Origin of the sequence: Wenjunlia tyrosinilytica (assembly GCF_014646055.1) — a bacterium.
GTDB classification, from domain to species: domain Bacteria; phylum Actinomycetota; class Actinomycetes; order Streptomycetales; family Streptomycetaceae; genus Wenjunlia; species Wenjunlia tyrosinilytica.
Genome location: NZ_BMMS01000027.1, coordinates 36,455 through 56,893, shown reverse-complemented (window position 1 = coordinate 56,893; position 20,439 = coordinate 36,455). Strand labels below are relative to the sequence as shown.

The 20,439-nt window shown below is 70.3% G+C and carries 19 protein-coding genes; 12 read left to right on the top strand and 7 right to left on the bottom strand.

Features of this window, described 5'->3' with window-relative positions:
• Positions 1-114: 114 nt before the first annotated feature.
• The 3 genes from IEY86_RS26815 to IEY86_RS26805 all read left to right on the top strand — a co-directional run bounded on the left by IEY86_RS26815 (position 115) and on the right by IEY86_RS26805 (position 2,244).
• A complete protein-coding gene (locus IEY86_RS26815; RefSeq protein ID WP_229698791.1) occupies positions 115-870 on the top strand; it encodes a crotonase/enoyl-CoA hydratase family protein in 756 nt (251 codons plus the stop codon).
• Positions 871-1,273: 403 nt separating this feature from the next.
• Positions 1,274-1,756: an SseB family protein gene (locus IEY86_RS26810; RefSeq protein ID WP_189134441.1), complete on the top strand. Its 483-nt coding sequence runs from the start codon at positions 1,274-1,276 to the stop codon at positions 1,754-1,756.
• 263 nt (positions 1,757-2,019) lie between these two features.
• Positions 2,020-2,244 (top strand): DUF6332 family protein, encoded by a 225-nt coding sequence (locus tag IEY86_RS26805; RefSeq protein WP_189134440.1) that lies wholly within the window; start codon positions 2,020-2,022, stop codon positions 2,242-2,244.
• Here IEY86_RS26805 and IEY86_RS26800 read toward each other — a convergent pair.
• On the bottom strand, positions 2,222-2,830 hold the full coding sequence (locus IEY86_RS26800; RefSeq protein ID WP_189134439.1) for a flavodoxin family protein: 609 nt from the start codon (positions 2,828-2,830) through the stop codon (positions 2,222-2,224). The two genes, IEY86_RS26805 and IEY86_RS26800, sit on opposite strands and share 23 nt — an antisense overlap.
• Before the next feature lie 332 nt (positions 2,831-3,162).
• Between IEY86_RS26800 and IEY86_RS26795 the strand changes: the two genes are divergently transcribed.
• Positions 3,163-4,473, top strand: a complete 1,311-nt coding sequence (locus IEY86_RS26795; RefSeq protein WP_189134438.1) for a cytochrome P450 family protein — start codon at positions 3,163-3,165, stop codon at positions 4,471-4,473.
• A gap of 27 nt (positions 4,474-4,500) precedes the next feature.
• Here IEY86_RS26795 and ligD (IEY86_RS26790) read toward each other — a convergent pair whose 3' ends face one another.
• On the bottom strand, positions 4,501-5,403 hold the full coding sequence (gene ligD, locus IEY86_RS26790) for a non-homologous end-joining DNA ligase (protein WP_189134437.1): 903 nt from the start codon (positions 5,401-5,403) through the stop codon (positions 4,501-4,503).
• Between the two features lie 31 nt (positions 5,404-5,434).
• Between ligD (IEY86_RS26790) and ku the strand changes: the two genes are divergently transcribed.
• Genes ku through IEY86_RS26775 form a run of 3 tightly spaced genes read left to right on the top strand, consistent with a single transcriptional unit; the run spans position 5,435 to position 8,593 of the window.
• On the top strand, positions 5,435-6,559 hold the full coding sequence (gene ku / locus IEY86_RS26785) for a non-homologous end joining protein Ku (RefSeq protein WP_189134436.1): 1,125 nt from the start codon (positions 5,435-5,437) through the stop codon (positions 6,557-6,559).
• Positions 6,560-6,573: 14 nt separating this feature from the next.
• Positions 6,574-7,548, top strand: a complete 975-nt coding sequence (gene ligD, locus IEY86_RS26780; protein ID WP_189134435.1) for a non-homologous end-joining DNA ligase — start codon at positions 6,574-6,576, stop codon at positions 7,546-7,548.
• 10 nt (positions 7,549-7,558) lie between these two features.
• Complete coding sequence (locus tag IEY86_RS26775) at positions 7,559-8,593, top strand: PHP domain-containing protein (RefSeq protein ID WP_189134434.1); 1,035 nt, start codon at positions 7,559-7,561, stop codon at positions 8,591-8,593.
• A gap of 211 nt (positions 8,594-8,804) precedes the next feature.
• Here IEY86_RS26775 and IEY86_RS26770 read toward each other — a convergent pair whose 3' ends face one another.
• The 3 genes from IEY86_RS26770 to IEY86_RS26760 form a co-directional block, all read right to left on the bottom strand.
• The gene (locus tag IEY86_RS26770; RefSeq protein ID WP_373287100.1) at positions 8,805-9,545 is read right to left on the bottom strand and encodes a DUF4142 domain-containing protein; all 741 of its coding nucleotides are present in this window, start codon (positions 9,543-9,545) and stop codon (positions 8,805-8,807) included.
• A gap of 131 nt (positions 9,546-9,676) precedes the next feature.
• On the bottom strand, positions 9,677-11,176 hold the full coding sequence (locus IEY86_RS26765) for an NADH-quinone oxidoreductase subunit NuoF family protein (RefSeq protein ID WP_189134432.1): 1,500 nt from the start codon (positions 11,174-11,176) through the stop codon (positions 9,677-9,679).
• A complete protein-coding gene (locus IEY86_RS26760) occupies positions 11,173-12,462 on the bottom strand; it encodes an ABC transporter permease (RefSeq protein WP_189134431.1) in 1,290 nt (429 codons plus the stop codon). Before IEY86_RS26760 ends, IEY86_RS26765 begins: the two co-directional genes overlap by 4 nt.
• A gap of 348 nt (positions 12,463-12,810) precedes the next feature.
• Between IEY86_RS26760 and IEY86_RS26755 the strand changes: the two genes are divergently transcribed.
• The gene (locus IEY86_RS26755) at positions 12,811-14,916 is read left to right on the top strand and encodes a restriction endonuclease (protein ID WP_189134430.1); all 2,106 of its coding nucleotides are present in this window, start codon (positions 12,811-12,813) and stop codon (positions 14,914-14,916) included.
• 13 nt (positions 14,917-14,929) lie between these two features.
• On the opposite strand, the gene IEY86_RS26750 is transcribed toward IEY86_RS26755, so the two are convergent.
• The gene (locus IEY86_RS26750; protein WP_189134429.1) at positions 14,930-15,220 is read right to left on the bottom strand and encodes a DUF397 domain-containing protein; all 291 of its coding nucleotides are present in this window, start codon (positions 15,218-15,220) and stop codon (positions 14,930-14,932) included.
• On the bottom strand, positions 15,199-16,044 hold the full coding sequence (locus IEY86_RS26745) for a helix-turn-helix domain-containing protein (RefSeq protein WP_189134428.1): 846 nt from the start codon (positions 16,042-16,044) through the stop codon (positions 15,199-15,201). Before IEY86_RS26745 ends, IEY86_RS26750 begins: the two co-directional genes overlap by 22 nt.
• A 118-nt stretch (positions 16,045-16,162) precedes the next feature.
• Between IEY86_RS26745 and IEY86_RS26740 the strand changes: the two genes are divergently transcribed.
• From IEY86_RS26740 to IEY86_RS37625, 4 genes are all read left to right on the top strand, one after another.
• Entirely contained in the window at positions 16,163-16,597 is a 435-nt protein-coding gene (locus IEY86_RS26740) for a hypothetical protein (RefSeq protein WP_189134427.1), read from the top strand.
• A gap of 81 nt (positions 16,598-16,678) precedes the next feature.
• The gene (locus tag IEY86_RS26735; RefSeq protein ID WP_189134426.1) at positions 16,679-16,951 is read left to right on the top strand and encodes a GlsB/YeaQ/YmgE family stress response membrane protein; all 273 of its coding nucleotides are present in this window, start codon (positions 16,679-16,681) and stop codon (positions 16,949-16,951) included.
• 102 nt (positions 16,952-17,053) lie between these two features.
• Entirely contained in the window at positions 17,054-17,593 is a 540-nt protein-coding gene (locus tag IEY86_RS26730) for an FcoT family thioesterase (RefSeq protein ID WP_189134425.1), read from the top strand.
• 118 nt (positions 17,594-17,711) lie between these two features.
• Complete coding sequence (locus IEY86_RS37625; protein ID WP_189134424.1) at positions 17,712-20,432, top strand: protein kinase domain-containing protein; 2,721 nt, start codon at positions 17,712-17,714, stop codon at positions 20,430-20,432.
• The last annotated feature ends 7 nt before the right edge of the window (positions 20,433-20,439 follow it).

Below are 20,439 nucleotides of genomic sequence, written 5' to 3'. Positions count from 1 at the left end.
CCTCCCGTGACCGACCGACCAACTGACGCGGAGACGAGCGCGGAGACGAGCGCGCAGCCAACCCCGGAGACGAACGCGGAGACGCACCGGGAGACAAACCCGGAGCCCGTCCGCGTGAGCCGTTCCGGCTCGGTGACGACGATCGAGCTGTACCGGCCCCAGGTGCGCAACGCCGTCGACGGTCCCACGGCACGGGCGCTCGCCGAGGCGTTCCGCGCGTTCGACGCGGATCCCGAGGCGGCCGTCGCCGTGCTGCACGGCGCGGGCGGTGTCTTCTGTTCGGGAGCGGATCTCAAGGCCATCGGCACTGCCTCGGGGAACCGGGTCGAGACGGACGGCGACGGCCCGATGGGCCCGACGCGCATGCGGCTGAGCAAGCCCGTCGTCGCGGCGGTCAGCGGTCCGGCCGTGGCGGGCGGTCTGGAACTGGCCCTGTGGTGCGATCTGCGCGTGGCGGACGAGACGGCGGTCTTCGGTGTGTACTGCCGCCGCTGGGGAGTGCCGCTCATCGACGGCGGAACGGTCCGCCTGCCGCGTCTGATCGGCCAGAGCCGCGCCATGGACATGGTGCTCACCGGCCGCCCGGTCCAGGCGCGGGAGGCCCACGCGATCGGCTTGGCCAACCGTCTGGTCCCGCGGGGGCACGCCCTGGAGGCGGCCGTGGAGCTCGCCGAGGGCCTGGCGGCGTTCCCCCGGACGTGTCTGCGGCAGGACCGGCTGTCCCTGCTGGAGCAGTGGGGGCTGAGCGAGGAGGAAGCCCTCGCCAATGAGTTCGCCCATGGGCTGGAGTCCCTGCGGACCGACACCACGGGTGGTGTGGCGCGGTTCAACGCGGGCGCCGGTCGGCATGGTTCGTTCGACGAAGGGTAGGGAGCCGTCCGCGGAGTCCGCCGCAGGTGACGCAGGTGACAACGAAGGCTCCGGCAGTCGGCGCAGCTCCCACGGCCAACGAAGCCTCCCGCGGCCTACGCCGCATTCCGCTCGACCGATCAGCGTTCGGCCGATCAGCGTTCGGCCGATCAGCGCTCAACCGTTCAGCGCTCGGCCGATCAGCGCTCGCCCGATCAGCGGATCGCCGCATTCGGCTGATCCGATCATTGGCGTGCGTGAGGATGCATGGAGGCGCGGATGCCGGGTAGCCGATCACGCCTCGGGGCAGTGGGACTCGCGCTCCCCGAGGTGTAACGACCGAATACCCACCGGCTCACGACACCGGCCGCGGACCGGCCGACCAGTGAGGCCGTCGATGAGACCACCGAGATTGGACTGCGCCATGACCGACTTTCCCCGCGACCCCTCCGACCCGGCAGGCCCCCCGGACTCCGCCGACTCCGTGGTTCCCGGCGCGTCCGCTGCCGCTTCCGGGACCGACGGCGACACCCCGGTCGCCCAGCAGGCGCTGCGTGCCCTTGCCGAGAACGGCTCGGACCAGGCCGCACTGACCGCACTGGCCGGAAGCGAGGTCCTGCTGCCCGACCCGACCGCCCCGGAGGACGCCGACGAACAGGAGGGCACGATGAGCCTTCCGGTGTTCGAGCAGGAGGACGGCGCCCGACTCGTGCCCGTCTTCACCTCCGAGGTGCGGATGGCCCAGGCACTGCCACAGATCCACCGCTACCACCTGGTACCCCTGTCGACGCTGGCCAACAACTGGCCGTCCGACGACCTGTCGCTGACCATCGACGCGGGTGCGCCCGAGGCCGTGACGCTGACGGCACGAGGCGTCAAGACGCTTCCAAACCTCGGTGGCGGCTGACTCCCAGGCACCCGCCCCGCGCGGCGACCACCCCGCGGGCCCACTGTCCAAGGGCCGACTGTCCGAAGGGCCGACTGATCCGCCGATCCGCTCCTTCCGCGGACCGGACGGTCAGCGGTCCGGGCAGTCGGCCCCTTCCCATGTCGGCCCTTCGCGCATCGGCCCTTTCGGTATCGCCCCTTCCATGTCGGCTCTTCCATGTCGGCCCCTTCCATGTCGGCCCCTTCCGTGTCGACCAGGACTCGGGGCAGACTCGAGGGACCATGCCGACACGCACGCAGACGGAACGCGACCGGATCACCATCGAGATCGGCTACGCCCTGTTCACCGCGGGGCTCATCGGGCTGGGGATCTTCGTGATCGCGGCGAGCCCGGTCGTCTTCTGGGGACTGCGCGGTCCGGACGCCGTGACGGATGTGCGGATGGGACTCGGGCTCGGCACCGCTGCCGCCCTTGTCCGCGTGGTCAGCGTGCTGCGGCGCTGGTGACAGGCGTACGGGACGCGTCGAAGAACGTGTCGGCCCGCTCGAGCGCCGAGGCGTCGCCGAGGACCTGGCCGGGCTCGCTCCCCGTACCCATGAGCACCCCGCCCCAGCGCATACCGAGGTAATCGGCGCAGCGGCGCAGCGTCCCGGCGAGGGGATCCGCCGTCTGGTGGTCCTGTCCGGCCAGGGCGGCGACACCCCACAGGGTCCGTCCCCGCATGCGTGCCTTGAAGTCGATGCCGGGCACTCGCATCCAAGCCGACCAGTGGTCGAGGTAGAGCTTGGTGTCGGCCGAGACGCTGTACCAGTACAGCGGGGAGGCTATGACGAGGTCCGTCGCCCCGAGGGTGGCGTCCAGGAGGGTCCGCTCATTGCCGGTCGGCTGCGGGTAGGCCACGCCGTCGCCGACGTGTCGCAGGTCGGGGAACGGGTTCAGCCGCAGATCCGCCAGGTGCAGCCAGCGCTGTTCGACGTCGCCTGGCAGGCGGGAGGCGGCCTGCCGGGCGAGAAGCTCGGTGTTGCCGTCCTTGCGGGCGCTGCCCAGAAGGAAGAGGAAGCTGCGCGGGGTGGTCTCGGATTCGGTAGTCACTCCGAACAATTTACTTGCACCTGCATCTTATGCGCAAGCATCAATATCCGGCGCAAGCAAGCGGCCGGTAAGCCGCAGCGCCACGACCCGCAAGCCGGAGCGCCACCCGCCACCAGCCACGCGGCCGTCCCCCACCAGCAACGCGACCTCCCGGCCGTCCCCCACCAGCGACGCGGCCGTCCCCCACCAGCAACGCGGTCACCCCCTACGACGTGACCGGCCCCAACGACGTGACCGCCCCCTACCAGCGACGACGGTTCCCCGCCACTCACCACAACCACCTGTGCGAAAAGTGTCTTCCCAACCGTGCCGGGACCGCGAAGCATGGCCCCATGGATGCCACAACTGCCCGTGCCCCCTTCCGACTTGACCCCGAAGGAGGCGACCGGCACGCGGAGAACGCCCAGTTGCGCGACATCGCCGCCGCTGTCGAGGTGGAGTTGCCCGACGGGGTGACGGCATGGGCCGTTCCCCGCCACGAGGCGCTGCACCGACTCCTGTCCGACCCCCGGGTCGCCAAGGGCGCCGAGCACTGGAGCGCTTTGGCCAACGGTGAGGTGCCGGAGACGTGGCCGATGATCGGCATTGTGTCCGGGAAGAGCATGATGACCGCGGACGGTCAGTCGCACCGCCGCCTGCGAGCCCTGGTCAGCGAGGCGTTCACCCCGCGCCGCACGGAGGCCCTTCGCCCACGCGTCGAGCAGATCACCCATGAACTCCTCGACGCGCTCGCCGCCGAGGCCCCCGGTCCCGTCGATCTGCGCGAGCGTTTCGCCTACCCCCTGCCCATGAGTGTGATCAGCGAACTCCTCGGCGTGCCCGAGGAGGACCGGGACATGCTGCACGAGTTGTCGGTGAGCATCGTCAGTACGAGCACCGGGCCGGCGGACGTCCTGGCCACGCAGCGGGCGATGTACGGATATCTGGACAGCCTGGTCGCCGCCAAGCGCCGCTCCCCCGCCGACGATGTGACCAGTGCCCTGATCGCCACCCATGACGAGGGTGACCGGCTGAACGAGACCGAACTCGCCGGGACCCTGGTCCTGCTGATCGTGGCGGGGCACGGCACCACTCTCAATCTGATCACCAATGCCACCCGCGCCCTGCTCACCCACCCGGAGCAACTCGCCCTCGTGCGCTACGGCTCCCGGTCGTGGGAGGCGGTGGTCGAGGAGACCCTGCGCTGGGACTCTCCCGTCAACCAGTTCCCGATGCGCTATGCCCTCGAGGACATCGACGTCGACGGCACGGTGATCCCCAAGGGCGCGGCCATCCTGGCGTCGTACGCTTCGACCGGGCGCGACAGCGCCTTCCACGGCGAGGACGCCGACCGGTTCGACATCACCAGGGGACCGACCCGCCATCTCGCCTTCGGCCATGGCCCGCACTTCTGCCTCGGCGCCGCCCTGGCCCGGATGCAGGCGCACATCGCCCTGGCCGCTCTCTTCGATCGCTTCCCCGGCCTCACGCTCGCCGACCAGCCCGACCGGCCAGACCGGCCAGACCGGCCGGGACATCCAGACCAGCCCGACCAGCCCGGACATCCCGGGAACCCCGGGAACCCCGGGAACCCCGGCAGCATGGCCCCGCTGCCGACGATGATCAGCAACAGCACCAGGACCCTCCCCGTCCTCCTCGCCTGACATCCCCCGAGCCGACTTCCCCGTCCGCTACGCGTGCGCGTCCGACAGATCGGAGGCGGCGGCGGGATCGAGAAGCCCTTCCAGCAGGTCGCCGTGCTCGGCCACCCGCTCGACGACCTGCTCGGGGGTGAACGCCAGGTCTTCCGGTGAGGCGCACTCGGCGATCTCCTCCCAGCTCACCGGGGTGGACACGGCGGGCACCGGTCGGGCACGCAGGGTGTAGGGGGCGGCGGTGGTCTTGGCCGTCGCGTTCTGGCTCCAGTCGACGAAGACCTTGCCCGGCCGCAGCGCCTTGGCCATGCGGTGGACGACGAGGTCCGGGTGGCTGTCCTCGAAGCGCCGGGCGAGAGACTTGGCGTAGCCGGAGACCCGGGCTTCGGGCAGCCCGGTCAGCGGCGCGTACAGGTGCAGACCTTTGGCCCCGCTGGTCTTGGCCCAGACCGACAGCCCCTCCTCCTCCATGGCCTCTCGCAACAGCAGGGCGACATGGCAGCACTCCACCAGTCCGACGCCCGGCCCGGGGTCGAGGTCGATGACGAGCCGGTCGTGGGAGTCGGGTCGGCTGTCGCGCCACTGCGGGACGTGCATCTCGAGGGCCGCGAGGTTGGCGAGCGCCATGAGTGAGGGAAGGTCGTTGACCACCACATGGCTGCGCACCCCGTCCTTGCCGTTCACCCGCACGGTCGCCACCCATTCCGGTAGTCCCGGCGGGGGGTTCTTGGTGTAGAAGCGCTCGGCCTCCACACCGTCGGGGAAGCGGACGAAGGAGGCGGGCCGCTCGCGCAGGTGGGGCAGCATCGCGGGGGCGATCCGAGCGTAGTAGTGGAGCGCTTCCGCCTTGGTCGTGCCGGTGGCGGGCCACAGGACCTTGTCGAGGTTGCTCAGGACGAGGCTGCGGCCCTCGACTGTCGTGGCGGTGCGCTCCGGCATAATCTGAAAGTCCCCACGAAGGGACGAAACCATGCGGAGTATCTGGAAAGGGATTATTTCCTTTGGCCTGGTCAGCGTCCCTGTCCAGCTGTTCTCCGCCATCCAGGAACACCGGGTCCCCCTCCATCAGGTGCACGCCGACGACGGCGGCCGGATCAGGCTGCGCCGGGTCTGCGAGGAGGAGGGCAAGGAGATCCCCTACCAGGAGATCGCCAAGGGCTACGAGGCTCCGGACGGGCGAACGGTGATCCTCACCGACGAGGACCTCGCCCAGCTGCCCCTGCCCAGCAAGAAGACGATCGACGTCCTCGCCTTCGTGGACGAGGACACCATCGACCCGATCATGTTCTCGACCCCCTACTACGTGGGCAGCGCGGATCGCGCGGGCGCCAAGCCCTACACCCTGCTGCGGGAGGCGCTGGTCGACGCGGGCCAGGTCGCCGTGACGAAGGTGACCCTGCGCACGCGCGAGTCGCTGGCGGTGCTGCGCGTCCACGACGATGTCCTGGTGCTCCAGACGATGCTCTGGCCGGACGAGGTCAGGCCCGCGTCCGAGGCCGCGCCCGAGGGGGACACCAAGGTACGGCCGCAGGAGCTGAAGATGGCCCGCTCCCTGATGGACACCCTCAGCGAGGGATTCGACCTCGGCGAGCTGCACGACGAGTACCAGGAGGCATTGCAGCAGGTCGTCGAGGCGCGTCTCCAGGGCGTGGAGCCGCCTCGCGAGGCCGAGGAGGTACCGGCGGCCAGCAATGTGATCGACCTGATGTCCGCGCTGCGCGACAGCGTCAAGAGCGTGCGCCAGTCGCGTGGCGAGGCCGCCTCGGCGCAGCCGGAGGAGGAGGAAGAGGAAGCCCTCGCGGCGGCCGGCGGCGGTACGGCGAGGACGACCGCGTCGAGGGCTCCTTCCGGGGGCGCGGCCAGGAAGAGCACCGCGAAGAAGACCGCCGCCAAGAAGACGGCGGCCGCGGCGGCGAAGAAGACGGCGGGCAGGACCGCCGCGAAGGCTCCGGCCAAGACCACTGGCAAGACGGCGGCCAAGACGGCGGCCAAGGCGGCGGACCGGACGGCGGACAAGACGGCGGCGAAGAGCCCGGCGAAGACCACCGCCAAGAAGACGGCGAAGAAGACCGCCTCCCGCCGTAAGGCCTCGTGAAGCCCCATGAGCCCGTGAACCGGCCGGCCCGCGGGACGGCGCCCGCGCAACTGCCGCTCCTGTCCCCCATGCTCGCCACCCAGGGGACGGTGCCGACCGACCCCTGGCGGTGGGCGTTCGAGGTGAAGTGGGACGGCATCCGCGTCCTCGCCTATCTGCCGGGCGACGGCGGGATGAAGCTCGTCTCCCGCAACAACAACGACGTCACCTTCCGCTACCCCGAACTCGCCGACCTGCCCGCGCTCCTGCCCGGCGAGGACGTGATCCTCGACGCCGAGATCGTCGCCGTGGACAGCAAGGGGCGGCCCAGCTTCGCCCGCCTCCAGGAGCGGATGAACCTCGACAAGCTGCCCGCCATCAAGGCGGCGACCCGCACCACCCCGGTCTCCCTCATGGTCTTCGACATCCTGTGGCGCTCCGGCGGGCAGACCACCTCGCTCCCCTACCGGGCGCGGCGTGAACTCCTCGAGGGCATGGGCATGGAATCGGGCCGGATCGGTGTACCGCCCGCCTGGCACGGTGAGGGCGACACGGCGATGACCTGGACCCTGACCATGGGCCTGGAGGGGGTGATCGCCAAGCGCCTGGACTCGCGGTACTGGCCCGGCAAGCGCTCCCGCGACTGGATCAAGATCAAGCACTGGAGGACCCTGGATGTGCTGATCGGCGGCTGGATCCCGTCCGACCGCGCGGCGACCGTCATGAAGTCGCTGCTGGTGGGCCTGCCGGAAGGCGGCGGGCTGCGCTACTGCGGGGCGGTGGGCTCGGGGTTCACGCACGCCGACCGCACATGGTTCGCCACCGAGCTGCGCCGCCTGGAGATGGAGTCGCCGCCGTTCTTCAATCCGCGTCAGGCGCTGGAGCGCGGGCACCCGGTCCGCTGGTGCGAGCCCGTGCTGACCGGCGAGGTGGAGTTCTTCGAATGGACCCCGGCCGGGCAGATGCGACAGCCGGTCTGGCGCGGGCTCCGCGGCGAGCACGGCCCCTGAGGAGGCGGTGATGTCCCCACGGCACGACCCCGATCCGGTCGAGGCGCTTCAGCGGATCGCTTTCCTGCTGGAGCGCGAGCAGGCGCCCACCTACCGTGTACAGGCCTTCCGCAGAGCGGCCGCGGCCATCGCGGAGCTGCCCGCGGACGAGCTGCGCCGACGCCACAGCGAGCGCACCCTCACCGAGTTGAGCGGGGTCGGGCCCAAGACCGCAGAGGTGGTCCACGAGAGCCTCGACGGGAACCGGCCCGGCTATCTGGTGGCCCTGGAGGAACAGGCGGGCGAACCGCTCACGGAGGGAGGCGAGCGGCTGCGCGAGGCGCTGCGCGGGGACTGCCATCTGCACTCCGACTGGTCCGACGGCGGCAGCCCCATCCTGGAGATGGCGGTGACGGCACGCGACCTCGGTCATGAGTGGGCGGTGCTGACCGACCACTCCCCCCGCCTGACGATCGCCCGCGGGCTGTCACCGCAGCGGCTGCGCGAGCAGCTCACGGTGGTCGCCGAGGTCAACGAGGAGCTGGCGCCCTTCCGGCTCCTGACGGGAATCGAGTGCGACATCCTCGAGGACGGCAGCCTGGACCAGGAGCCGGAACTGCTCGACGAACTCGACATCGTGGTGGCCTCGGTGCACTCCAAGCTGCGGATGGAGTCGCGGGCGATGACCCGGCGGATGGTCGAGGCGGTGCGCAACCCCCGGGTGGACGTCCTCGGCCACTGCACCGGCCGGCTGATCAGCGGCCGGGGCCGCCCGGAGTCGGAGTTCGACGCGGACGCGGTCTTCGGGGCCTGCGCCGAGACCGCCACCGCGCTGGAGATCAATTGCCGCCCCGAGCGGTCTGATCCGCCGGACCGCCTCATCCGGACGGCGCTTGAGGCGGGCGTGGTGTTCTCGATCGACACCGATGCCCATGCCCCGGGCCAACTGGACTGGCAGATCTACGGCTGCGCCCGCGCCGCGGTGTGCGGTGTCACTCCCGAACGGGTGGTCAACACACTCTCCGTGGAGCCGCTGCTGAAGTGGAGCCGGGACCGCAGGAGTTGAGTGCGGACGGGACGCAGGAGTCGACTGCGGACCGTAGGACTTGACTGGGGCCGAGGAGTCGGGTGCGGACCGGACCGCAGGAGTTGACTGGGGGCCGGGCCACAGGAGTGGACTGGGCCCGTGAAAGAAGGTGTCGTCCACCGACAACCGGAACAACCGATCCTGCGTCATCCCCGGTATGAAAGACCCGGAGGGCACCGAACGCCCCCGCCTAGTTCTTCGGCGGGGCGGTCCAGGCCGGGGGCAGCGAGTTGTCGCTGCTGGGGGTGACCGGGGGCGCCGGGGTCGGGGGCGCGGTGAAGCTGGGGTCGGCGGTCGAGGGCTTGCCTCCCGCGGCGGCCTGCTTGGCCTGCTCACGCGCGACCATCTCGAAGTCGACGAGACCGGTCTCCTCGAGCACGGTGATGTGGTCCAGAACCGTGGTGTTGGCGCTGTTGGCCAGCTGACGCACCAGGGTGTTGCGGGTGCCGTTGCGTTCCTTCGCGACGAACTCGAAGACCCTGCCGTGGGCCAGCCGCAGGAAGTTGGCGAACTTGACCTCGTAGTCGCGGCCGCTCGCCGCGCTCAACTCGCCCAGCCATCTCCTTTGCTGGTCATTGGGCTGATTGGGCAGGTCGACGCCGAGCTGCGAGGCGACGTCGCGAACCTCGCGGTCCAGCGCCGTGTGGCCGTCGATGAGGTGCTGACCGGCGCGGCGGATGGCCTTGGTGCTGCCGCGCTCCATGGCCTGCTGCCCAGCGGGCAGTTCCCACAGTCCCGCCAGGCGGACCTTCTCGATGAAGTCGCGGTCGGACGGGGTGAGCGGACCGAACTTCGTTGCGACCGCGCCGGAGTTGGGGTCGCCGCTGCTGGCGGCGTTCGACCCGTTGAACTTCGTCACGGGGAAGATCAGCGCGGCGAGTGTGGCGGCCAGGGCGGCGACGATGAGACCGGTACCGGTAGTGGATCGCAAGATGCCTCCTGGTCGATGCGCCCCGTAGGGGGTTCGTGTGCGGGGCATGCGGGGTTCCTCAAGTGGTACGTGGCACGGACATGAATCACTCAACGCCCGGGCCCGAATATTTGTCGGCGCTCCGGCCGGAGTCAGCGCTCCAGCCGGAGGGCGAGCGCCGGGCAGCGCCGGATGGCGCGGCGGGCCTGCTGGCGCAGGTGCCCGGGCAGCGGCATGCTCGCCGAGGCCGGGTAGCCGTCGGTGCCGAGGGAGACCACGTCAGGCAGCACGTCGGCGCACAGGCCGTGTCCCTCGCAGAGGGTCCAGTCGACGACGAGACGCTCGGTGGACTCTTCCGTGCGCGACGACGGCCCGGCCGGCAGCGCCTTGCGCTCGGGCGCTCCGACGCCGTTCTCCAACGGCAGCAGTCCCCGCACCGGGCGACCGCAGCCACGTCCGTAGGCGTGCTCGGCGACGTCCTCGCTGAAGACCTCGAGGGAGGACAGGGCGAAACGGGCGGTGCCGTCGGGGTGGCTGCACGCGCCGCGGCCCTTGACCGCCTCCATGTAGGCGTTGACTCCGTCGAAGGCGGACCGTCCACCCGCGTAGGCGAGTTCCTCGAAGTGGTCGGCGAGCGCGGGCAGTCCGCGCCAGCACGGCCCGCACTGTCCGGCGGTCTCCCCCGCCAGCCAGCGCAGGACACGTGCGCTCTCCCCGAGGGGGCAGACACTCTCGGGCAGCGGCAGGATCGCGCCCGCGCCGAGGACTCCGCCGAACGCGCCCAGGGATTCGCGCGAGATCGAGGCCAGTTGGGCCGAGGTGCCGTCGATCCACTTGCCGTGGTAGCCGCCGATCAGCACGCCCTGACCGGTCGTCATGCCGCACATGTTCAGAATGTGCGAGATCGGGACGCCGGTGGGGGCCTCGATGACGATCTGGCCCATGATCGTGAGCAGGACCGTTCCGGGCTCGTCCGGCAGTCCGGTCGTGCGGTAGCCGAGCGCGCCCAGGCGTGCCGCGATGGCCAGTTGGGTGAAGGTCTCGGTGTTGGACAGCAGGGTCGGCAGTCCGCGCAGACCGCTGTCGCAGGTGCGGACCTTGCGTCCGGGCGGCAGGGTGATGCCGGTGTTGAGGCCCCGGGTGAGCGCGGTTCCCTCTCCGGTGACGAAGCGCTCGGGGAGCATCTCGACACGGACCGAGCGGCCCAACGGGCCCCGTTCGGCGAGAGCCTCGCTCACCGACCGCTCCACGTAGGGCTGAGTCACGCCGATGACGACTTCCTGCGAGCCGAGCGCCTCGGCGGCGAGCAGCGCCCCGTCGAGCACGAGGTGCGGCGAGCGGCGCAGCAGCGTCTCGTCCTTGCGGCAGGCGGGTTCGCCCTCACTGCCGTTGATCACGACGGCGGTGCGTCCGTCACCGCGACGGGCCGACTCCACGACGGCGCGCACCTTGCGGGCGAACGGGAAACCGGCGCCGCCTCGCCCGCGCAGGTCGATGTCCTCGGCGAGGGCGATGACGTCCTCGGTGCGCAGGGCGGGCAGGGTGCCGTGGGTGGTCAGGTGGCCCACGCGGTCGAGCCTGTCCGTGAACTCGAGGCCGGCGAGCAGACGGGGGAGTCCGACCGCCAGGACCCTGGGAGGAGCGACGTTCACGAGGTGCCTCCGCTGAGGTGCTTGTACGCCGAGCTGTCGCCCGACAGCCAGGGTTCACCGCGCACCGGCGCGGCGGCGCTCGGAGTCGGCGGGCGTCCCGGTCCGGGGGCGGCCGGTGGCTCGTTCACGGCCTGCCGCGGGAAGGCCGTGGTCGGGCGCGGTGCGGGGGTGGCGGCCCAGGGCAGATCGCGGGGCAGATCGCGCCCGCCTCGCGAGAACGGGTCCGGCAGGGCGGCGTGCTCGCGCTGGTCGGACGCGCCGAGCGGCCGGTCCATGCCCAGCGGCCGTTCCGTGCTCAGCGGCCGGTCCATGCCCAGCGGCCGGTCCATGTCCAGCGGCCGGTCCATGCCCAGCGGCCGGTCCATGTCCAGCGGCCGGTCCATGTCCAGCGGCCGGTCGATCTGGATCGTCTGGTCGGTGACGGCACGCGGCTCGACGCTGAGGTCGAGAGGGCGGGTCTCGTCGAGGGTCGGCGCGAAGCCGCGCGGGGGCTCGGGCCGGGGGCGGCCGACCTGGCTCTGCCGGGAGCCGGGGGCGGGCTCCGGGTCGATCAGGCCGACGGGATTCTGGGAGGGGCGCTCGGGCACCGGAAGCTGGGTGCGCTCCGTCGCCCTCATCAGCGGGGCGAGCGGCCCGCGCAGCGCGTTGGGCACTCCGCCTCCGCTCTTGGCTCTCTGCCGCAGGATGAGCGCTCCGGCGACACCGGCCAGGCTCAGCGCGTAGAACGTGCTGACCCATCCGGCCGCCGCACGCCCCGACTGGAGGCCGTGGACGAGTGACGCGCCCCACGCGCCGTAGGCGGTCGCGTGCAGGGAGCGCCACAGGCGGGCGCGCTTCGGCGAGGTGAACACGCTCCTGAGCGCGCCGGTGACGGCGACTCCGACGAACACGTAGGCGGCGATCGTCCCCATGCCGATGAGCAGGGGCTGCTCGCCATCGGCCAAGGGCACGACGGAGGAGGCGGGGTCGGCCTCGTTGTTGGCGACCTTGACCCAGATGTGCAGGCCGAGGAAGGCGAGACCGGCCACGGCGGCCGCGCGGTGCACGCCCTGGGCGAGGATCCGGTGGCGCGGGTTGAGGAAGAGCCGGTCGGTGGCGACCAGCCCCCACAGGACGGCGGCGGTCAGCGACACCAGGGCGAGCACGCCGGCGCCGAAGTCGAGGAACGCCCGGGTGCGGGTGAAGATCGAGGAGCCGCCGACGGCCATGAGCAGGGCGATCACCCCTACGGCGACGGCCGTGGCGATGACGCTCGGCCGCTTCGTCACGCCGTCGGGCAGTGACATCGTTGGCGGTGACGGTGGCGTCGGCGGCGTTGGATTGCGTTCTTGTGTACGACGACGCCGCTTGTGCGAGCGGGGTATGGGCATTCGGCGCCTCCCATGGCACTCGGGTGGGAGCACGTTACTCGAACGTAACCGATCATGAAGCCCGTTACCTTCGGTTACCCGCTGAAGTTGCGCATGACAAAACGGCCAAGTGTCTCATTCCGCTCCGCCGACCCCTCCCCAGGAGTCCGCGCGGAATTGGTCACTCCGCCATTAGAGTCGGGCGCGTACCACCAAGTTCCCCACCGCATGGGGAGTTTCACGGCCAGAGCGCGGGCGCTGCCCCGGAGAGGAACCCATACCCGCATGAGCCGCCGCTCCAACGGATTGATGGCCACTTGGGCCGAAATACAGCGTCAACAGCAGCGCCAGGACGAGGCGCAGCGCCGGGCCATGGCGGCGCAGCAACGCGAGGAGGAACGACGACAGCGTGCGGCGGAGCGGGCCGCGGCACGCAACCGTCGCGAGCAACAGGCCGCTTACCGCCAGCGACGCGAGGCCGACGCCCAGCGCCGCACGGACGAACTCGAGGAGCAGGTGGAGCGGTTGCGCGGCCTGCTGTCGGCGGGGTGCGCCGCCCCCGCGTTCACGGTCTCCTCGCTCGGCCGCACCGAGCGGGTGGAGCCCTTCTCCCCCGGCCAACTGGCCCAGCCGATACCCATGCCGGACCCGAACGCGTACCACCCCCAGCAGTCGGGAGGCTGGGGCTTCGGATCGAACCGGCAGGCGCAGGACGCCGCCCGCGCCCGGTACGAGCAGGACTGGCACGCCGCTCAGGCCGCCGAACGCCACCGCCAACAGCAGCTCGCCGCCTATCAGCGTCAGTACCAGGCCTGGGCGGACCAGGAGCTGGCGGCGATCCGCGAGCACAACGCCGGGGTCCGGGAGCTGGTCACCACCTTGCGCCAGGGCGATCCGGACGCGGTGGTGGAGTACTTCACGGCCGCGCTGTACGCCTCGACGGGCTGGCCGGCGGACTTCCCCCGAAGCGTCTCCGCCTCGTACGACACCGGCGCCCGCGAACTGGTGCTGAACTGGGAGCTGCCCGGCTACGAGGTCGTGCCGGACAAGTCCGTCGTGCGCTACATGCCCGGTGCCGACCGCGAGAAGGAGATCCAGCGTCCCGCGACGGAGCGCCGCGCCCTGTACCGGGATGTGCTGGCGCAGTGCGTGCTCCTCGCGGTGCGCGACCTCTTCGCGTCGGACGAGTTCCGCACCCTGGACTCGCTGGTGCTGAACGGGTTCGTGGACGGCAACGATCCCGCGACCGGCCGAAGGAGCCAGACGTTCCTGGCGACCGTCTCGGTCCCCCGCACCGACTTCGAGCGGCTCGACCTCGCCCATGTGCTGCCCGAGGACTGCCTGGTGGAGGGCCTGCGCGGTCGGTTGTCGGACCGGCCGGACAAGCCGACGGCAGTGGCGCCCGGCAGACTCCCCGAGGATGTCGGACGGTCGGTGGTCAGCCATGGCAACTCCGGCGACGACGATCCCGACCTGTTCGAGATGGACCCGATCGAGTTCGAGGAACTCGTCGCCGAACTCTTCCGCGCCATGGGCATGCAGGCGCTGACGACGCAGCGGTCCAACGACGGCGGGGTGGACGTCGACGCCCTCGACCCCGATCCCATCCGGGGCGGCAAGATCGTGGTGCAGGTCAAGCGCTACCGCAACACCGTCCCGCCGACGGCGGTCCGGGACCTGTTCGGCACGGTCCAGGACGCCGGGGCGAACAAGGGCATATTGATCACCACATCCAAATTCGGCCCCGGCTCGCACGCCTTCGCCAATGGCAAGCCGCTGACGCTGGTGTCGGGCACGGACCTGGTGGACCTCCTGGGCCGCCACGGCCTGCGGGGAAGACTGGGCGGCGGCCCGTCACGGACACCCGAGCCGACCCGCGCCCCCGACCCGGACGCCGATCTGGACGACGACGCGAGCGTGCTGGGCATGACGTGGACCGGCAACGTCGCCGTGGATGTGTGCGCGCTGGTCTGCACGGGCAACCGGGTCGTCGCCGAGGATCAGTTCGTCTTCTACAACAACCCGGCGACGCCCGACGGAAGCGTTCGGATGATGCCGGGCTTCGGCCAGGACAAGGCCGCGATCTGGGTCCGCTTCGACCGACTCCCGGCGTCGGCGGACCGTTTGGTCCTGGTCGCGGCCATCGACCCCGAGGTGAACCCGAACGCCGATCTGACAGGCTTCACGGACGCGCGCATCCGGCTGTCGGACCCCTCGGGCACGGAGATCGACCAGTTGGAGGTCTCCGACGGCCGCCCGGGAGAAACGGCGCTGGCGCTGGGCTCGTTCCGCCGCCGCTCGAACGGCGACTGGGGCTTCGTGGCGGGCGGAAGGGGCTACCCGGGCGGCCTGGTGGCGCTGGTGGAGGATTACGGGATCGAGGTGGAGTAGGCGGGGGGGCAGGTCAGAGGGGGAAGTGCCCCGCCTTGACATCGGCGACGAAGGCGGCCCAGGCGGCCGAGCCGAAGACGAGCGCGGGGCCGTCGGGGTCCTTGGAGTCCCGGACGGGAACGAGCCCGGGAACATGATCGGCGACCTCGACGCAGGCGCCTCCCTGCTCATTGCTGTAGGTCGACTTGCGCCAGGAGACAGCGCCGGGGAAGTCTTGAGCGACCTCTATGCAGGCGCCTCCCTCCTGGTTGCTGTGGCTGCTCTTCCGCCAGACGGCGGTGCTCAGGTCGAGGGGGGTACGCATGGGAAGCAGTCCTCCATTACCGACGCGATGAAGGCCACCGACTCGTCCGGTGGCAGGGCGTCGGCTCGGAGCAAATCGTAGGTCAACTGACACTCCCCCACATCTGTCAGGTCCTCCATGAGCCGCCCGTAGGAGGCTCCCTCTTCGTAGGCCACCTCTGGCCCCTGGGGGAAGTGCAGCAGGTACAGCGAGCTACTCATTGTGGCGTGCGCTCCGCGCGAGAACGGCAGAATCTGCACCACTGTGCCGGTCCTTTCGGACAGATCCAGCACCTGAGCGAGCTGTGCTCGCATGACAGCGGGACCTCCGACAGCCCGGCGGATCACCGCCTCGTCGAGGACCATCCACAACTGCGGAGGGTCCGGTCGGTCGAGCAATGTCTGGCGGCTCATGCGAGCCGCCACCATCGATTCAAGTTCTGCCTCATCGCCGGGCCGTGTGGCCCGGAAGAACGCCCGCGCATAGTCCTCGGTCTGCACGAGTCCTGGCATCGTTCCGACCATGAAGATGAAGATCCGATCCGCCTGCGCCTCAAGCTCCATAAAGCGCTGCGAATAATCGGGGAACGCCAGCCGCCGCACCACCGGATACAGTCGGATGAACTGGCCGTCCGTGTCGAAGGCAGCGTCCAATGCCTTTGACATCTCCGGGGTCGGCATCCTCGTGGCCGTCTCGATGTGCCCGACGAGCGCCGGGCTGTAATTCAGAATCTCCGCCAGCCTCGCGTGCGACAGCCCCGCCTTCTCCCTTAACCGACGCAACTCCGAGCCGTAGTACGCCTGCACGGACGATGTCGGATCGAGGTCCCGAGGCTTCCTGCCCATGTCATGCCACCTCCATTACCTACCGCCTCGGCGGTAGTCGCGTCCCTACTGGTCAGCGCCGCTCCTCAGCGCAAGCCTATGACCACTCAAGGTAATTGATACACCGCACGGAGTGCTCATGGATGCGAATTCCGATAATTCGGACGCCCGCCTCACCGGCGAGCGCGTCGCGGAAGACTTACAACTCGCCTTAGCTGCACAGGGGTTCTGGATTCAGGCCCGTGGGATGGAACCCATTGACGGACGCGCCTACGTATCCGTTGATCCGATTCGCGCGGACGTGGCCGTACGTTTGATCGATCGCATTCGGGGCGTGGGCGGCATGCGGAGGACGCACACGATGGACCTGCGCGTCTACAGCGTCAACCGGATGGGAATCGTCACTCGTCAGGGTACGCAGATCCGGGTGCGCGCGAGCGACCCCGTTCCCCTTCTGGATTCCTTGACGAAGTGGCCTCCGTGCGAGTGCGAGCGAGCCACCGGGCGCCCCTGTCCGGAACGCAACCGTGACGTCGGCGGTGTGCGGGCCGGCGGCACCGGGAGTGATCGCTGAAGGCTCGCGCCGCGTGCGGTTGTTTGGCGCGGCGCTCGCGGGGCACTCGGGATTGCCTCGACCCCAAGAAGAGAGCCTGCAATGGAAATCTCGGGCATCATCAGTGCGCTCGTGATCGGCCTCGTCATCGGAGCGCTCGGCCGCTTGGTGCTGCCGGGCCGCCAGCATGTCCCCATCTGGCTCACGATCCTCGTCGGCATCGTCGCCGCCTTTGTCGGAGCCGCTGTCGCCAGCGCCATCGGCGTCGCCGACACCAAGGGCGTCGACTGGATCGAGTGGATCATCCAGATCGGCCTGGCAGCACTCGGCATCGCCGCCGTCGACCGTTCCGGGAGCCGTCGCGTGGCCCGCTGATCTGCCTGCTCGGGTGACCACCGCACCCCGCCGTCGTTGGTGGCAGAGGCGGCGGGGTCCAGGCTGCCGCGTTCCGTCGGCGGTGAGGCAAGGGGTTCGGGAGTGGTGGACGACGACCTCGATGCTGTCCTGCTGACCCGAGCCCTGGAGCCGTACCACCCCCACTGCCGTTATCTGCGCACCGCCGCTCTGCGTACCGCTGCCCTCGCCGATCCTCAGCGGGCGGGGTCGGCGGTGGCGGCTCGGGGTGAGTTCACCGTTCCCGAGTCCTGCTGCGTCAGGGGGAGCGGGCACTTCGGCGCGCTGGAGTTCGCCATCTGTCTTGATCAGCTCATGCACTTCACCCTCGCCCGGGCCGTGCATGGGCGGTTGATCGAACCCTTCGGCCGCTGGACCACGGACGACTACTGGCAACGGCAGTTGTCGGACGTCGCGGTGGTGGAACTGCGCAGCCGTTTCCGGCGGGGCGTCTGCCCCAGCAGCTTCCACGGCGAGTTGGAGATCAGGGACCGCGGTCGGCGCGAGGACCCGTCCGGGTCACTGATCGCGCTGGAGATTTCCTGCCGCTTCTGGGACGACGACGGCGGCAATTGCTCGGGCGACCTCCGCGTCGCCCTCACGGACCTGCCCCCTGCTCGGTGAACAGTGCCGCGTTGGGAAGTGGGCGAGGTTGGCACCGGGGGCCCGGAAGCCTCGACGACGCTCGCAACTCACCGCAAATCATCGGAACGTCCCGGTCCAAGGCCATACGCTGGGACGGGTGGCCCAGGATGCACCGGGGGGCGTCGTGCTGCATGTTCCGCTGCACAGTCAGTTCCGCTACGTCCATGAACCGCTGCCCATGGGGGACCGGGCGATTCCCGTCCTGGGGCACGAGGCCCTGGTGGGCGCGCTGAAGGAGCGGCTGACGTATTCGCACGGCGGGGCGTTCCTGGTGACGGGATTCCGCGGTGTCGGCAAGTCGACGCTGGTGCTGCGGGCGCTGGCCGAGGCGTCGGTGGAGTGGGGCAGCGCGGATGTCCTGCTGGTCGCGCATCTCAACGTGGCCCGTTCCATGACCACCGACCAGTTGCTGTTCGCCATCGTGCGGCGGATCTTCGAGGCGCTGGACGACCGCAGCCTCCTCGCCCGCCTGCCGCGTGACGTGCAGCGCTCGCTCCTGCTCGCCTACACCCGTACCTCCTTGTCGTTCACGCAGACCCAATCGGAGAGCAGGGAGCGCGGTACCACGCTCGGCCTCGCCCCGAAGCACGGGCTGACGCCCACCATGAACTTCCAAGGCCGCAGGACCCGTTCGCAGGCGACGGAGGCGGCGTTCCTCGCCTACTCGGAGACCGATGTCGAGCACGACCTCGTGCGGATCATCCATCTGCTGAACGGGAGCGAGGGCCGTCTCGAGCCACAACCCCCGCCGAGCCGTGGGTTATTCGGCAGAAGGCGGCTGAGCAGCGGCGCCCGGTTCCGGGTGCATCCGGTCGTCGTGCTGGACGAGGTCGACAAGCTGACCGACAACCAGGAGGCGGCGATCGCGGAACTGGAGTCCCTGCTGGGCCGGCTGAAGAATGTGCTGACCGCTCGCGGAGCGCATTTCATCGTGGTCGCCGGGCCCGACCTCCACGATCAGGCCATCCGCGACGTCGACCGCGGCAATGGCGTCTACGAGAGCGTCTTCGGCTGGCGGATGTACGTCCCGTGCCTGTGGGAGGCGCCGCAGCGGCTCGTACACGGCCTCACCCACGTGGACGAAAGGCGGTGGCCGCCTCCGCCCCTGTGGCCGCCTCACCCCACTCAGCCGCCCCGGCCGGACGGCACGACCGACCTGAACGGCTTCCCGGCTGCCCCGCCCCCGTTCCCCGAGGACTGGCAGCTGGATCAGTTCACCGGCTATCTGCGCTTCAAGGCCCGAGGCGTGCCGAGGAGGCTGCTCCAGGAGTTCAACACCCTTGTGCACTGGGAGAGCGGAAAGCCCTCGCTGCTGGTGCGGCCGGAGGACTGGTCGCGCATCGAGTTCTACGCCCAGTTGGAGGCGATCGTGGCGGCCGCCATGGGCTCCGACGATGCCGACAGACCCGCCGCCGTGGCCATCGACGACGACAGGCGGCGGCTCGGCGGCTACCACGTGGTGGACTGGGCGCTGCGCAGCGAAGGCAGACCGTTCACCTCCGCCGAGGTGACCGGCACGACGGGTCTGGATCCCCTGCTGCGGATGACGCTTCCGGTGGTGGAGAGGCTGCTCCGCCATCTCACCCAGGCGGGGGTGCTCGATGTGGTGAGTGAGCCCGGGAGGCCGGACGCGACCAGGTACGGCGGGCGGGCGGAGACCTCGCTTGCCTACTACAAGCTCTCGGACGCCTACAAAAGGCAGTTGGCGGGTTTCGTGCGCAGCAGCGAGAGCGAGCGCGCGGATCTGGGGATCGTCGCGCCACCGTCGGGATCGGGCATGTTCGACACCACGCTGGCCCGGGCGCGGTCCGTTGCCCGGCCCCCTGCCCCAGTGCCGGGCGAGGAACCGTCCGGGCCGGACGACTGGCCTGAGCCGCCGTCCTCGGACGGCACACCCGCCATCGGGGTCCTGGCCGACCGGTACGAGATGCGGAGCCTGCTGGGGCAGGGCGGTATGGGGTCGGTCTACCGGGGGCGGAACCTGCTGACCGGGCAGGAGGTCGCGATCAAGTGCCTGCACAGGGGACTGCTGGACGACGAGGAGATGCTTGCCCGGTTCCGGCGGGAGGCCGAGGTGGGGCAGCGGCTGAACCATCCGCACATCGCCCGCACCCTCGACGCCCTGGGCGGGCCGGACACGGAACCCGCGCTGATCATGGAGTTGATCGAGGGACCGTCGCTGCGGGAATTGCTGGACACGCATGGTCCGTTGCCGACCGGGCTGGTGGCGCGGATCGGCCGGGAGATAGGTGAGGCGCTGGACTTCGTCGAGACCATGGGCGTCTCCAGGATCGACCTCAAGCCGAGCAATGTTCTGCTCAGTCCCGGTCGCGGCGCCGTGATCGTGGACCTCGGCATCGCCCGGCCGTCGGCCACGGACAGCACGCAGGTGACCGTGGTGGGGATGGTGATCGGGACCCCGGGGTACATGGCGCCCGAGCAGATCACGGGCACGGTCACGGACATCAGGGCGGATCTGTACGCGCTGGGCATCCTGATGTACGAGTGCTTCTCCGGCCGGGCGCCCTGGTCGGCGGAGTCGGTGCCTCATCTGCTGTACCGCATCCTTCACGAGGAGCTCCCGATCGACGACCTGCCGGTCTCCGCCAGGATGCGCGCCTTGATCCGCAGGACGGTGGACCGCTCCCCCGCCTCCCGGCCCCAGAGCCCCGAGGAATTCCTGACCGACCTGGCCGAGACCCCGGAGGCGGGAGCGGAGGTGGGGCCGGAGGCACTGGAGGAGGGGGAGGAGGAGGGACCGCAGCCGCTGTCGGACTGGCCCGACGAGGATGCCACGACCGCCATCGGCGACCTGTGACCCCCCG